Raw genomic sequence first — 14,780 nt, forward strand, 5'->3', positions numbered from 1 at the left:
GATCAGGCCGCCTTCCGTTCCATGACGATGCTGCCGGCACCGTCGATATGGGCGTCAAAACTGGTGGAGACGAAGGTCGAGGTCTCGTCTTCCGCGATCACGGCGGGGCCGGCAATGGTCGCGCCCGGCGCCATGTCCTCGCGGCGATAGAGCGGGATCTCGATCACCTCGCCCGCGCGGCCGTCGAAGAACTTTCGGCTACCCGACGCTTTGCCCGCGGGCTTGCGCGCGACGGCGGCAACCGTAGGCAGATTGCGCGCCTCCGTCGTCGCAAGCACCGACCAGCTCAACACCTCGATCGCCGCGCCCGGGATCGGGCGCTCGAACATCGCGGAATAATCCGCCTCGAACTTCTGGCGGAGTCCCGCGAGATCAGCCGTCGTCAGCGGCCGGTTCGGCAGCTCAACGGTGATCTCGTGGCCCTGGCCGACGTAACGCATGAAGGCGGAGCGGCGCTCGCGCACCGGCGCACCGGCCGCACCGGCCGCACCGGGCTCGACCAATGCGCGCGCTTCGGTCACCATCTCCTGCAAGAGATCGGAGACGGCCTTGGTGTCGAAATCATCGAGCCGAACGTGACGGCTGCGCACCAGTTCATAGGCGATGGGCGCCGCGAGGAATCCAACGGCAGAACCGACACCGGCATTCGACGGCACGATCACGCGGGAGACGCCGATCTTCTCGGCAACGCGCGCCGCATGGAGCGGGGCAGCGCCGCCGAAGGCAATCAACGTGTGCTGGCCGACGATCTCGCCGCGCTCGACCGCATGCACACGCGCCGCGCTGGCCATGTTCTCGCAGACCACCTCGTGCACGGCATAAGCCGCGGTTTCCGCCGACAGGCCGAGCGGCGCGCCGACGTGTTGCAGCAGCGCTTGTTTCGAAAGCTCCGGGTCCAGCTTGATAGTGCCGCCCGCAAAGGCGTCGGGATCGATCATGCCGAGCGCAACGTCCGCATCCGTCACCGCAGGACGTTGGCCGCCACGGCCGTAGCAGGCGGGACCCGGCTCGGAAGACGCACTCTCCGGGCCGACAGTGACGCGCTTCATCGCATCGACATGGGCGATCGAGCCGCCACCGGCGCCGATCTCGACCATCTCGATCACGGGAATTCGCACCGGCAGGCCTGAACCCTTCAGGAAGCGCGCAGCTCGATCGACCTCGAATACGCGCGAGGTCTCGGGCTGGTATTTCTCGATCAAGCAGATCTTTGCCGTGGTGCCGCCCATGTCGAACGACAGCACCTTGCTCTCGCCGAGCCTTGCTGCGATCTGCGCCGCGAAGATCGCGCCGCCGGCAGGACCGGATTCGACCAGCCGCACCGGAAAGCGTCGCGCCGTCTCGATCGAGGTGACGCCGCCGCCTGACGTGACGAGATAGATGGCACCGCGGAATTGCTCGACCTGCAAAGCATCGGCCATGCGGGCGAGATAGCCGTCGATCAGCGGCTGCACATAGGCGTTCGCAACAGCGGTTGACGTTCGCTCATATTCGCGGATCTCCGGGCACACGGCCGACGACACCGTCACCGAAATGCCAGGCATCTCCTCAGCTAGGATCGCAGCTGCGCGGCGCTCATGGTCGGGGTTGGCATAGGAGTGCAGGAAGGCGACGGCAACGCTCTCGACCTTCAATTCGCGCAATTTCGGCGCGAGTGCGCGCACTGCCGCCTCGTCCAGCGGGAGACGGACGGCGCCATGGGCGTCGATGCGCTCGGGCACGGTGAAACGCAGGCTGCGCGGCGCCAGCGGCTTCGGCTTGTCGATGGTGAGGTCATACTGGTCGTACCGGCTCTCGGTGCCGATATCGAGCACGTCGCGAAAGCCTTCGGTCGCGATCAGGGCCGTCTTGGCGCCACGCCGCTCGATGATGGCGTTGGTGGCCAGCGTCGTGCCGTGGATGAAGACGTCGATGTCGCTGATATGCGCACGTGCGTCGATCAGAATCAGACGCATCCCGTCGAGCACGGCCTGTTCGGGCCGTTGCGGCGTCGTCAGCACTTTGCGGGTTTTGCGCACCTCGCCCACATCAAGCACGATGTCGGTGAACGTGCCGCCAATATCCACGGCAAGCCGCACTTCGGCTCCCTCAAACATTCCAAATCTCTCCGTGCTGATCGTCAAATCGGGATCGAAACCGCAGCAATTTCCATACCAGCGACGGCCCAATTGGTGAAGCCGGTAGGGCCGGTTTGCGTGGCACCTATGCGAGAGGAGAGTGCTCGCGGAGCTCCCGGATCAGAGCAGGAAAGCCAGCGCCGCTTCACAGCGCTCCTCGACCTTCAGCGTCAGCAGATCATCGGCGCGGGTGCGGCCGAGATTGACGGCGGCGATCGGGATCTGCCGCTCTGCGGCAGCCTTCACGAAGCGGAAACCGGAATAGACCATCAGTGACGAGCCCACGATCAGCATGGCGTCGGCCTGCGCCAGATGATCCTGCGCCGTCGCGACCACGTCGCGGGGGACGTTCTCGCCGAAGAACACGACGTCGGGCTTGAGGAGGCCGCCGCAGGCCTCACAAGCCGGCACCTTGAATGACGAAAAATCCGCGTGCTCCAGGTCGGCGTCGCCGTCGGGCGCATCAGCAGCATCGAGCGTCAGCCATTCCGCGTTAGCGCGGCCAAGCGCATCCTGGAATTGATTACGCGGCGTCTTGGCCCCGCAGCCCATGCAGCGGACCAGATCGAGCCGCCCGTGCAAATCGATCACCTGCCGGTGGCCCGCCGATTGATGCAGCCTGTCGACATTCTGGGTCAGCAGCATCTCGCAGCGTCCGCTCGCCTCGAGCCGCGCCAGCGCATGATGCGCATCGTTCGGCCTCGCCTGCCCGAACCGCCGCCAGCCAATCAGGCTGCGCGCCCAGTAACGCTGGCGCGTCCGCTCTTCCAACATGAAGGCCTGGAAATTGACCGGCTGGGTCCGCTTCCAGTTGCCATGGCTGTCGCGATAATCAGGGATGCCCGAATTGGTGCTGCAGCCGGCGCCGGTCAGCACGAACAGTTTGTCGTGCCGATCGACGAAATCCTGGAGCGGGTGGTTTGCCAGCGGAGCGTTTGCCATGGGTGCAGATGTAGTCGACGGCGCGCGCTTTTTCCAGATCACCGCGCGTCCGCGCCCTTCTCGCCCCGCCGCGAACACGTTACCGGTCAGATCTTGCCGCGATCAGCGTCGTGCCTGTGCTTGTGAAGAAACCGCGCGATCTGCCCGCGGAGCGCCGCTGTATCCAACAGTGTTCCGACCGATCCGGCAGTGTCGAATATTTCCCGTTGAAGGGGCGTCGGCAGAGAATTCCATTGCATGATAACTGCCGCGCCGAGACACCGCAAAACGCGCTCCTCCTCCGCCGCGAGGGCTGCACCGCGCGGTCGCTCCGTCCCTCCGGCGTTGACTGCATCCGCATATTGATCCGCGAGGACCCGCTCGTTGTCCGCGCGCGACGCAAGACTGTCCCGCAGTTTCTCAAATTTGCGGGTATCCTCCCGGCCGGAAGAATTTCTGGCAAGCTCGCCATACTCGGCCGCTCTGGCGCGATACTGTAAGAATTTGAACATGGCGGCTCCATTCGATGAAAGTCTTGCGTGTCGTCCCCATGCCGCTGGCCGGCTATGTCGGCGTCGGAACATTCAGAGAGGCCAGCGGAGCGTCGAAGGTGTATACGAAGCCGCTCTTCGCATAGGTCAATCCCACGTTGCCGTGAAGCTGGCGGCCAAGGGTTTCGATCAATCTCGTTCCAAAGCTGCGCTTTGGGAGCGACCTGATCGATGGACCATCTTTCTCGGTCCAGCTCAGGCGCAAACGCTGCGTCTGCCGATCGATCGTCCAGCCGATATCCACGCGCCCCTTTGGCAACGAAAAGGCGCCATATTTCGTGGCGTTCGTGCAGAGCTCGTTGAGCGTCATCGCGACGGCGATGACAGCGCCCGAATTGATCTGGATATCGGGTCCCGAGATCGAAAACCTTGACTCATTGCGATCGTCGAAAGCTTCGATCGCGTTGCGGACAACCGCGCCGAGATCGGCGTTTGACCATCTTGTCTGCAAAAGCAGATCGTGCGCCCGGCCAAGCGCCAATAACCGGCCCTCGATCGCCTGCTGCGCGTGATCCACGCCCTGCACGTTGCGCAGGCTCTGCGAGACGATAGCGGAAACGGTCGCTAGTGTGTTCTTGACGCGATGGTGTAGCTCTTCAAGGATCAACTTTTGCAGCTTGTCGGAGGCCTCCCGCTCTTTGGCGTCGATCCCCGCCCTGGCAAGCAGCCCATTCGCATTGATCTCCGCCTGGGCCAGGAGAAGGCGCAGGCTCACATTCTCTGCCGCCAGAGCGTCCTCGTATGATTCTTTGCCGCCGGGGTGCTGGCCCGTTCGGAGGTCGATCTCGAGCATTGGCGACTATATCACTCGGTTGCTGCCGGACCTGATCAATGGACAGTACCGTCACGAAAGTGGCGACGGCGCGCCTGGCCCGGCTACCATTGTATGAGCATCGAAGCGGCGATCAGCAGCACGAAGAAGATCGGCAGCAAGACTGGAGGCACGAGCCACTCACGAAAGCTAAATCCCGGAGAATCCGACATATTGACCGCCTGTTGATTTCGGCGGGAGCGCGATGCTCTCAGTCACCGATAACAGCCGAGGGGCGCGCGGTGATAAATGGCATATAGTGACCGTTCGCCGAATTACGAGATCCGGCAAGAGCTTTACGCAACTATGGACCTCCAACCGCGTTGTATCGCGCGCCAGGTTCTCACCTAAGAGTATGGCAGCTGGGCTTCCCTTGTCCCCGGGCATCAAATCCCGCAACTTGATCGGCCCTTATCATGATCGACTTTCCGAATTATAGCCGCTCATATGACCGGACTCGGCATGCCGTGCGGTTCTGGGGACACGACAGCGCCATCGAGGCCTCGTTCTTCATCGACGAAGGGGCGCTAAAGCGGATTCAACCGAGCGCCCATTCCAGCGAATCAGGATTTCTGGACGCGTTCGATGCCAATCGCGACTTGATATGTGCCACCGCGGCCAGGAAGTATGTCCGCGGCAGCCGGGGCTCCTACGACCTGCTCGCAGGAGATTTCTGAAGCTGCCAGCACGGGCGTGACAGGTGCAGGGGTTTCATCCGTCAAGCCAACTTCAGCTCGACCAGTTCTCCCTGAATTCTGGAAACAGCGTCAGCCCGCCGCAGGCGTAGATGGTCTGCCCGGTGATGTAGCTAGCGTCATCCGAGGCCAGGAAAGCGAAGACCGCGGCCATCTCTTCCGGCGTGCCGACACGCCCGAGCGGAATGTGGCTGACGACGGCGTCGCGCTTTTCGGCGTCGCCTGTCCAGGCCTCGTTGATCGGCGTGTCGATTGCGCCGGGGCCGACCGCATTGACGCGAATGCCGCGGCCGGCAAACTCCAGCGCCAGCGTACGGGTCAGATTGGCCATGCCGCCCTTGCTGATCGAATAAGCGAGATAACCGGGCTTCGGAATGATCTGGTGGACGCTCGAGCAGTTGATAATGCTGCCTCCTCCGCCGCGGGCGACGAAATGCGCCAGCGCCTTCTGCGCGCAGAGCACGGCGCCGTTGAGATTGACGTCGATGATTCGGCGATAGGCTTCGATGTCGAGCGCCTCGCTCGGCGATTCCTGTTGAAAGCCGGCATTGTTGACGAGACAGTCGAGACGCTTCCAGCGCGCCAGGATCGTCTCGAACATCGCAGCGACCTCCTGCTGATTGCTGACGTCGGCCTTGACGATGACATGGTCGAGCTTGCCGTGGCCGCGATCGCTCGATCCAGTCGTGGCCAGCGCAAGCGTCTCCTCAGCCCTCCCGAGATGATCAAAATAATTGATGGCGACGGTCGCGCCTTCCTGGGCGAGCCTGACGGCAACGGCGCGGCCGATGCCCTGGGAGGCGCCGGTCACCAGCGCATAGCGGCCGTTGAGGCGTGAAGGAAAGGCGGGCGAGAGATCGGTTTGTGGCATGAGTATTCTCCGGGATGCCTCATCATGGATGGAACCGGGATTTTGTTCCACCCTGTTGGCGCATCGCTGGGATTCATTCCGCGTGGCGCGCGATCGGTGAGGTGAGGATCTGATACAGGATTATCGCGCCGAAGGTCGCGGTGCCGATTCCTCCGATCGTGAAAGCGCCGAATTTGAGCGTGAGATCGCCGGCCCCTGCGGTCAGCGCCACGGCGACGGTGATCAAATTCGCGAAAGCAAACAGCAGGGTCGAATAGACCTTCGTCGCCGCCATGACGCCGATATTCTCGGCATAGGTGGTCACGCCGGTGCCGCCGCCACAGGCCGCCAGGATCGTCGCGAGGCTGTCGGCAAGCAAAGCGCGGCCGAGATAGGCATCGAGGCTCCGGCCCGTCATGGCCCCAACGGCCTTGATGTGCCCGAGATTCTCGGCGACGAGGATGACCGCAACCGGCGCGATCAGAAAGATGGCATCGGCCTGGAAGGTCGGCGTTGTGAAGTTCGGCAGGCCGACCCACGGCGCAGCCGAGAGCTGCGCGAAGTCGATCGGCTTGCCGAAACCAAGGCCGTTCGCGAACAGCAGGTACAACAGATATCCACCGATCGCCCCCAGGATGATCGGCAGGCGGCGCCACAGACCAGGCGCGACCACCGCGACCACGCCGATCATCAGAACAGTCGCAAGCCCGATCCAGGTCTCGAACGCGTTCGCGCTCACCGCCTTGACCGCCACGGGCGCAAGGTTGAGGCCGATCGCGGCGACCACGGCGCCGGTGACAGCCGGCGGCATCAGACGCTCGACCCAACTGATGCCCGACCACATCACGATCAGTGCGATCACGCCGTAAAGCACCCCGGCGCCGACGATACCGCCGAGCGCGACCGAGATGTTCGGATTCGGTCCGTGCCCGGCGTAGCCGGTTGCGGCGAGGACGACGGCGATGAACGCGAAGCTCGAGCCGAGATAGCTCGGCACACGCCCCGCGACGATGACCAAGAAGATCAGCGTGCCAATGCCGGAGAACAACACCGCAACATTGGGATCAAATCCCATCAGCAGCGGCGCGATGATCGTCGAGCCCGACATGGCGACGCAATGCTGCAGACCGGAGACGATGGTCTGCCCCCATGGCAGCCGCTCCTCCGGCATGATCACGCCCGACGTCTTCAGCTTCCAGCGCGGAAAATAGCCTTGCGATGGCTCGTCCGCGCCCCTTGCGTTCGACATGCTCCCCCATTGCGGTGCAGCGATTGATGTTCGTGCGATCCGACAAAAATGTGATTGTTGCTTATGATGCGATCATCACATGATGTAAATCATGCAAGATCAATGTGTTCCGGGATTGAACTTTATGACGCAGATCGCGATCCAGCCAGCCGTCCACCGCCGGCACCAGCCCTGGTACAAGATCCTCTATGTCCAGGTGCTGATCGCGATCGTGCTCGGGGTGCTCATCGGCTATTTTTATCCGGACCTCGGCAAAGCCCTGAAGCCGCTCGGCGATGCCTTCATCGCGCTGATCAAGATGATGATCGCGCCTGTCATCTTCTGCACCGTGGTGCACGGCATCTCCTCGATGGGCGACCTCAAGCGCGTCGGCCGCGTCGGACTGAAATCGCTGATCTATTTCGAGACGGTCTCGACCGTCGCGCTCGCCATTGGTCTTCTGGTGGGCGAGGTCCTCCAGCCCGGGCACGGCTTCAACATCGATCCCGCCACCATCGATCCGAAATCGGTCGCGACCTATGTGTCCAAGGCGCATGAAGACGGCATCGTCGCCCATCTGATGGCGATCATTCCCGACAGCTATGTGGGCGCGATCGCGCGCGGTGACCTCTTGCAGGTGCTGCTGGTCTCGATCCTCTCCGGCTTCGCCATCGCCTTCCTCGGCAAATCGGGCGAGCCGATCGCGGAGGCGATCGACAAGGCCGCGAAGATGTTCTTCGGCATCATCCGCATCATCGTGCGTGTGGCGCCGATCGGCGCGTTCGGTGCGATGGCGTTCACCGTCGGCGCCTATGGCCTCGGCTCGCTGCTCAACCTCGCCGCTCTGATCGGCACATTCTATCTCACCAGCATCCTGTTCGTGCTGATCGTGCTCGGCACAATCGCCCGGCTTGCCGGCTTCTCCATCATTCGCTTCATCGCCTATATCAAGGACGAGCTGCTGATCGTGCTCGGCACCTCGTCGTCGGAAACGGTGCTGCCGCAGATGATCCAGAAGATGGAGCATCTCGGCGCCTCGCGTTCGGTGGTCGGCCTCGTGATCCCGACCGGCTACAGCTTCAACCTCGACGGCACTAACATCTACATGACGCTGGCAACGCTGTTCCTGGCGCAGGCGACCAACACGCATCTGACGATCTGGCAGGAGCTCGGCATTCTCGGTATCGCGATGATCACCTCGAAGGGCGCATCCGGTGTCACAGGCGCCGGCTTCATCACGCTGGCAGCGACACTGTCGATCGTGCCTGACATTCCGATCCAGTCGATCGCGATCCTGGTCGGCATCGACAAGTTCATGAGCGAGTGCCGCGCGCTGACCAACCTCATCGGCAATGGCGTCGCCTGCGTCGTCATCAGCATCTCCGAAGGCGAGCTCGACCGCGAGGCACTGCACGAGACCATGGCGCATCCGCTGGAGATCGGCGAAGCGCTGGAGCCCGGCGGCAGCGCGTAGAGCCACGCCGCTAAGATCGAAGCCAGACGCCCGGTTCCCTTGCGGTAGTTTCCCGGAGTAGAATTTTGGTAGGACTGGAGTCACAACACCCGGGTTGGGATCACGGATTGATACTCATCCATTCCACCCGACGCGCTGGGGGCAGAGCGTCGGGTTTTTGAAAATTATCACGCAGTCTGGCTGTCAGTGCTTGCATCGCCCGCGTCGGTCAACGCCGCGAGCCGCTATCATTGTTCCATCAGCCCGAACAATCGGCCAGATCGAGCCGGCGTCTGATCCCGATGGCTTCCAGGAACGCCTCATCGTGACTGACGACGAGTAGCGCGCCGTCATAGGCCCGCAGACCCGCTTCGACAGCCTCGATGGAGTCGAGGTCGAGGTGATTGGTCGGCTCGTCCAGGATCAGCAGCGATGGCAGCGTCGCCCCGCCCAGCACGCAGGCGAGGGCCGCGCGAAACAGCTGGCCGCCGCTCAGGCTGCCGACAGGCTGCAGCGCCGCATCTGCGCGAAACATGAAACGAGCCAGCGCGGCATGGCATTCATTCGCACCTGCCCTCGGATTGAGGCGTCCAAAGTTGTCGAGAATCGAGATCGCAGGATCGAGCAGGCTGACCTTCTGGTCGAACAGCGCGAAGTCCGGCCTGACCCGCACGGTCCCCGCGACGGGGCGCAATTCACCGGCAACCAGCTTCAGCAGCGTCGTCTTGCCCGAGCCGTTAGGCCCGACAATCGCGACGCGCTCCGGACCAACGATGGTGAGCGACAAATCGCGCAACACCGGCCGCTCCGGCTGATAGCCTGCGCAGACTCGATCGAGCCAAACCACCTCCCGCCCCGCCGGCAGCCGAGTCGATGGCAGCTTTACAGACAGCGGCTGAAGGATTTCGATGCGCCGGCGTGCGGTGTCGACCGCATCCACCGCTTCCGCGCGACGCCGCTCGGCAATCTCTGCGGCCTTGCCGCCACTGTCTTCGCTGCGATCCTTGCGTGCGCCCGCAAGGATCCGTGGCATGTCGCCCCTGGCGCGCTTCTTCCTGCCGCCGCTGTCCTTGCGGGCCCTGCGCTCGGCTGCTTCCTGCGCCTTGCCCTCGATCTCGGACAGATGCTTCTCGGCATGTGCGAGGTCGTGGCTGACGGCGGCGAGCTCGACGGCCTTTTGTGCGCGATAGCTGCTCCAATTGCCGCCATAGCGTGTCGCGCCAAGCGAGGTCAGCTCGACGATGGCGTCCATGGTCTCCAGCAGCGCCCGGTCGTGGCTGACGACGATGGCGCCGCCGCGCCAGGCGGCGAGCAGATCAATCACGGCACGACGCCCGTCGCGATCGAGATTATTGGTAGGCTCGTCCAGCAGCAGGAAGTCCGGCTCGGCAAACAGCAGCGCGGCGAGACGAACGCGCGTGACCTGTCCGCCGGACAGACGGTCCAGTTCCGTATCAGGCGCGATATCGAAGCCGACGCGCGCAAGGGCGGATGCCAGCCGCGTATCGAGAGTCCAGTCGACCTCGGCGACATCCTCGGCCGAGGCCTCGCCGCGCTCCGCCCGGCGAAGCAGCTCCAGGGCATCGTGCGCGCCGAAGAGGTCAACGACCTTAGCGCCGGCGCGCAGCTGGGCGTCCTGCCGCAGCAGCCCGACGGTGCCGTTGACGACGACGCGCCCCGACTGCGGAACGTGCTCGCCCGTGATGACCGCAAGCAGCGTCGTCTTGCCGACGCCGTTGCGACCGACGAGGCCGACGCGTTCTGCGCCGAAGGTCAGATCGATGTTGGAGAGAAGAGAGCGGCCGTCAGGTGTGGACAGCGACAGGCGTGACAGGATGATTGAAGCAGGCATGGAATTCCCCGTGAGCAATGCGGATGGGCGTTGCGATCGGGGTAAAATCCATGGCTGCTGATATCCTTGATGAGAGCCTCGCTCATAATCCGGCCGGGCGGCAAGATCAAGGCATGCCGTCGGCGAGGCCAGCGGCTACGCCGCCAGCCTGTCGAACTGAACCTTTCCCGCCTTCATTACCAGCGGAATGTGCTCGCCCTGACCGAGCAGGCAGCCAACATCGCGAAGCGGGTTGCCGTCGACCACGAGCAGATCGGCGAGCGCGTCGGGCACGATGCGGCCGAGCTTGCCCTCCATGCCGAGCACCTCGGCCCCGATCACGGTCGCGCTGGCGATGACCTCGCGCGCGCCCTGGATTTCCGCGCGGATGCGGAACTCCTCGCTCTGAAGGCGTTGCGACGGGCCGAGCAGATCGCTGCCATAGCCCATCTTCACCCCGGCCTTGCGGTAGATCTCGAGCGAGCGCAGGCCGGCATCGCGGACGTCGGCGATCTTGGCGACGCTCTCCGGCGGCAGGCCGAACTGCGCACCTTCATTGGCGAGCGCTTCGTAGGTGATCAGGGTGGGCACCACATAGGCGCCCTTCTCGGCCATCAGGCGGGCGGTCTGATCGTCCACGAGATTGCCGTGCTCGATGGTGCGGACGCCGCAACGAACGGCGCGCGCGATCGCCGCGGCCGTGTAGGCATGGGCGAGCACATAAGTCTGCCGGCCATGTGCTTCCTCGACGATGGCGCGGATCTCGTCCTCGGAGTAGCCGAAGGCGCCGACCGGATCGGTCGGGGAGGCCACGCCGCCGGATGCCATGATCTTGATCTGGTCGGCGCCCATCTGCAGCTCCTCGCGCACCGCCTTGCGCACGCCATCAACACCGTCAGCAACGCGCGCCAGGGCGCCGACCCGCACGCAGCACGGACAGACGGAATCGCTGGCCAGATAGTCCGAGCGGGCCCGACCATCGCCATGCCCGCCGGTCTGGCTGAGCGCTCGGCCCGAGACAAACAGCCGCGGGCCATCGGCGAGGCCGGTCTCGATGGCCTGCTTCATCGCGTGGCCGGCGCCGCCGGCATCGCGGACGGTCGTAAAACCTCGCCGCAGCATGCCCTTGAGAATCAGCGTCGAACGCAGCGTTACCAGGACGTTCGGCATTTTTGCCTGCGCCGCCAGGTTGAGCTCGATCGCGATCGTATGGACGTGGAGGTCGATCAGGCCGGGCATCAACGTCTTACCCTTGAGATCGATCGTTCGATCTGCGGTGGCCTGGATCGGACGGTCCGAGACCTCCTTGATCACGGTATCCTCCACCAGCACATCATGGCCCATCAGCAATTCGGGCTGGAGCGGATCAAGCAGCGCGGCGTTCTTGAAGAGAGTGCTTGGCATTGAGATTTCCTCTGTCAGGCAATTGGAAGCAGCGCCGGCAGCGCGAGCTGGGCGAACGGGAGACACGCGGCGACGTCGTCCTCGTCGTACCAGCCTGCTTCGTGAAGCAGATTGAGCGAGCCGAGCGTGCGGCCGCGCCAGCGCACCGGCATGTTGAGCACGCTGGCACAGCCAAGCGAGGCGATCAGCTCATGGTCGGGGAAGACAGTCCGCAGATCGTCCTGCGTCCGGCCGATATAGGCCTCGCCGGAATCGAGCACGGCTTCTGTCCACGGTCCCGGCGCGAGGCGCTTGCGACCGCCGGTGGGGTATGGACCCGGCAGATTGGAATAGATCCGCGCGGCTTCGAAGGTGGCGCTGTCATAGGTCAGGATCGTGAACAGCTTGTGCCCGATCGCCGACTTCAGGGCCTCATCCAGCACCGCAAAGAGCGCGCCCGGCTGATCCGCCCTGTCGTGTGCCGCCGCAACGGCGCAGAGCAGCGGATCGGCCGGACGTTTGGTCGGCCTCATGCGGTTTCACCCGCGGCGATCTCTTCAAGCGACCGGCCGCGCGTCGGCACGCCCATCAAGACGACGGTGACCGCTCCCAATAACAGAACCGTGGTGGTGACGCCGAACACGCCGGCGAAGCCGAAATTGGGATAGAGATAGCCGACCAGGATCGGCGAGACGATCGCGCCGATGCGGCCGATGGCCGACGCAAGCCCGGCACCGGTGGTCCTGATCGGCGTCGGGAACACCTCAGCGGTGTAGGCATAGACGCCGGCATAGGTGCCGTTCATGAACAGCGACAGCAGAATGCCCGCCAGTATGATGTGTTGGTCCGTCTGCGCGAAGGCAAGGCCGAGCGCGCTGACGCCGCCGAGCACCATGTAGGTCGCAATCGTCGCCTGCCGGCCGATGCGCTCGTTGAAATACGCGGCGCTGAAATAACCGGGTATCTGGGCGCAATAGATCGCGATCGAATAGCCAAAGCTCTTGGTGATGCTCATGCCGTTCTGGACCAGGAGGCCGGGGATCCAGACGAAGAAGGAATAGTAGCTGAAGGTGATCGCAAGCCACATGATCCAGGTCATGATGGTGATGCGCGCCTGGCGCGCCGCCAGAAGCGCCGCGAAATTGGTCAGCAGCGTTCCACCGGTACCGGTGGGCGGGGCGGCTTCGACCACCGGCGGCGGCAGCACACGACCCTCCTGCGCAAAGACCGCCTCGATCTTGTCGAGCACGGCTGCTGCTTCCTTCTCCCGTCCGCGGCTCTCCAGCCAGCGCGGCGATTCCGGCAGAGCCCGCCGCCACCACAGCAGCATGACGACAGGCACCGCCGTGATCACAAGCACGATGCGCCAGCCATTGTCGTAGGAGGGAACGATGAAGTACCCGAGCAAGGCCGCGGCCACGAAGCCGAACGAGAAGAAGCCTGCGAGCGCGCCGGTGAAACTGCCGCGGTAACGTCGCGCCACGAACTCCGCAAGATAGGGCGCGATGATCGCGCTCTCCGCGCCGGTGCCCATGCCGGCGACGATGCGGGCGACGAAGAAGGCCGACCAGGTATCGACCATCGCGCTGACGATGGATGCCGCGCAATACAACGCCAGCGCCGACATCATCACCGCGCGGCGCCCGATGAGATCACCGAGCGTGCCGGCGAACAGGGCGCCGAACAGGAAGCCGATATAGGTGCTGCTGCCGAGCACGCCGATGTGGACGCTCGACAGATTCCACGCCGTGCGCAGCACCGGCAGAATGAAGGCCAGCACCGCGGCGTCCATCGCGTCGAACATGTAGCCGAGCCCGCCCATCAGCAGCAGATGCATGTGGAAGCGTGCAAACGGAAGGCGCTCAATGCGCGCCGATATCATCGACATGAATACCCCCTCGATCCCCGCGGGCCGGCACCCGCTTGTCGTTCGGGAGGAAATCATAGACAGAATGACGTTATCGTCATAATTTATAATGATGATCTAATACATCACTACGGTGAATGTTCTTGTCCTTCCGCGCGCTCGACCTCAACCTGCTGAAAGTCTTCGAGGCGTTGATGACCGAGGGCAGCGTCACGCGCGCGGCGAGCGCGCTGACGATGACCCAGCCCGCCGTCAGCAACGCGCTCGCACGCCTGCGCGACGCGCTCGGCGATCCCTTGTTCGTGCGGTCCGGCACCGGGATCCGCCCGACCCAGCGCGCCGTCGTGCTCTGGGAGCCGATCGGCGAGGCACTGGAAAGCGTCCGGGGGGCACTCGATGAGCAGGTGTTCGACCCCGCCCGCGCGCAGACCGAATTCACCCTGTCGATGTCGGACTACGTCGCCTCGCTGGTGATGCCGAATCTGCTGAACCATCTTGGCGAGGTCGCACCCAAGGCACGGGTCCACACCGTGCCCAATACCATCCTGGAGATCGCCGATCAGCTCGAGGGCAACCGGGTCGATTGCGTACTGAGCGTCTACGTCAACGAAGCGCAGCAACCGACGGCCATTCGCTCACGCTCGCTTTGGACCGTCGATTATGCCTGCTTCATGCGGCGCGGCCACCCGCTCGCGGCTCAGAAGCGGCTGAGCACGCGCGCCTTCCTGAACGCCGGGCATGTCGACGTGACCTTGGCGGGGAAGCGCCTGCCGACCTACGATCTCTTCCTCGCCTCGCGCGGGCTGTCGCGCAATCTGGTCGCGACCGTCAATCATTATAGCGCCGCCTATGAGATCGTGCGCCAGACCGATCTGATCGCCGTGCTGCCGAGCGATCTGCGTTCGCAGTCGCGCCACGCCCCGTTCCTGCATGCGATGCCGCTGCCACTGCAGGCGCCGGCGCGCATCGTCAGCCTGTTCTGGCACCAGCGCAACGACACCGTGCCCGCGCAGCGCTGGCTGCGCGAGACCCTGGTCGGAATGTTCGCCAAGTCGGAATGAGTGAAGCCATGC

Annotated in this window: 13 protein-coding genes; 3 read left to right on the plus strand and 10 right to left on the minus strand. The window is 64.0% G+C overall.

What is annotated here, in order from left to right:
• Positions 1–2: 2 nt before the first annotated feature.
• From L6639_RS17615 to L6639_RS17630, 4 genes are all read right to left on the minus strand, one after another.
• Positions 3–2,096 (minus strand): hydantoinase/oxoprolinase family protein, encoded by a 2,094-nt coding sequence (locus L6639_RS17615; protein ID WP_237862987.1) that lies wholly within the window; start codon positions 2,094–2,096, stop codon positions 3–5.
• Positions 2,097–2,237: 141 nt separating this feature from the next.
• A complete protein-coding gene (locus L6639_RS17620; RefSeq protein WP_237862988.1) occupies positions 2,238–3,059 on the minus strand; it encodes an NAD-dependent protein deacetylase in 822 nt (273 codons plus the stop codon).
• 86 nt (positions 3,060–3,145) lie between these two features.
• A complete protein-coding gene (locus tag L6639_RS17625; RefSeq protein ID WP_237862989.1) occupies positions 3,146–3,550 on the minus strand; it encodes a hypothetical protein in 405 nt (134 codons plus the stop codon).
• A 52-nt stretch (positions 3,551–3,602) separates the two neighbouring features.
• Positions 3,603–4,382: a sensor histidine kinase gene (locus tag L6639_RS17630; protein WP_237862990.1), complete on the minus strand. Its 780-nt coding sequence runs from the start codon at positions 4,380–4,382 to the stop codon at positions 3,603–3,605.
• 434 nt (positions 4,383–4,816) lie between these two features.
• On the opposite strand from L6639_RS17630, the gene L6639_RS17635 reads away from it, so the two are divergent.
• A complete protein-coding gene (locus L6639_RS17635) occupies positions 4,817–5,077 on the plus strand; it encodes a DUF1488 family protein (protein ID WP_237862991.1) in 261 nt (86 codons plus the stop codon).
• 52 nt (positions 5,078–5,129) lie between these two features.
• On the opposite strand, the gene L6639_RS17640 is transcribed toward L6639_RS17635, so the two are convergent.
• Both L6639_RS17640 and L6639_RS17645 read right to left on the minus strand, forming a co-directional pair.
• A complete protein-coding gene (locus tag L6639_RS17640) occupies positions 5,130–5,966 on the minus strand; it encodes an SDR family oxidoreductase (RefSeq protein ID WP_237862992.1) in 837 nt (278 codons plus the stop codon).
• Positions 5,967–6,039: 73 nt separating this feature from the next.
• Entirely contained in the window at positions 6,040–7,194 is a 1,155-nt protein-coding gene (locus L6639_RS17645) for a solute carrier family 23 protein (protein ID WP_237862993.1), read from the minus strand.
• A 124-nt stretch (positions 7,195–7,318) separates the two neighbouring features.
• Between L6639_RS17645 and L6639_RS17650 the strand changes: the two genes are divergently transcribed.
• On the plus strand, positions 7,319–8,647 hold the full coding sequence (locus L6639_RS17650) for a dicarboxylate/amino acid:cation symporter (RefSeq protein ID WP_237862994.1): 1,329 nt from the start codon (positions 7,319–7,321) through the stop codon (positions 8,645–8,647).
• 238 nt (positions 8,648–8,885) lie between these two features.
• On the opposite strand, the gene L6639_RS17655 is transcribed toward L6639_RS17650, so the two are convergent.
• The 4 genes from L6639_RS17655 to L6639_RS17670 all read right to left on the minus strand — a co-directional run bounded on the left by L6639_RS17655 (position 8,886) and on the right by L6639_RS17670 (position 13,728).
• On the minus strand, positions 8,886–10,478 hold the full coding sequence (locus L6639_RS17655) for an ABC-F family ATP-binding cassette domain-containing protein (RefSeq protein ID WP_237862995.1): 1,593 nt from the start codon (positions 10,476–10,478) through the stop codon (positions 8,886–8,888).
• Positions 10,479–10,613: 135 nt separating this feature from the next.
• Entirely contained in the window at positions 10,614–11,861 is a 1,248-nt protein-coding gene (locus L6639_RS17660; RefSeq protein WP_237862996.1) for a metal-dependent hydrolase family protein, read from the minus strand.
• Positions 11,862–11,875: 14 nt separating this feature from the next.
• A complete protein-coding gene (locus L6639_RS17665) occupies positions 11,876–12,373 on the minus strand; it encodes a GAF domain-containing protein (protein ID WP_237862997.1) in 498 nt (165 codons plus the stop codon).
• Positions 12,370–13,728, minus strand: a complete 1,359-nt coding sequence (locus tag L6639_RS17670; protein ID WP_237862998.1) for an MFS transporter — start codon at positions 13,726–13,728, stop codon at positions 12,370–12,372. The genes L6639_RS17665 and L6639_RS17670 overlap by 4 nt, the downstream gene beginning before the upstream one ends.
• A 116-nt stretch (positions 13,729–13,844) precedes the next feature.
• Between L6639_RS17670 and L6639_RS17675 the strand changes: the two genes are divergently transcribed.
• A complete protein-coding gene (locus L6639_RS17675; protein WP_237862999.1) occupies positions 13,845–14,768 on the plus strand; it encodes a LysR family transcriptional regulator in 924 nt (307 codons plus the stop codon).
• The last annotated feature ends 12 nt before the right edge of the window (positions 14,769–14,780 follow it).

It is taken from the genome of Bradyrhizobium zhengyangense (genome assembly GCF_022012555.1).
In the GTDB taxonomy this organism is placed as follows: domain Bacteria; phylum Pseudomonadota; class Alphaproteobacteria; order Rhizobiales; family Xanthobacteraceae; genus Bradyrhizobium; species Bradyrhizobium zhengyangense.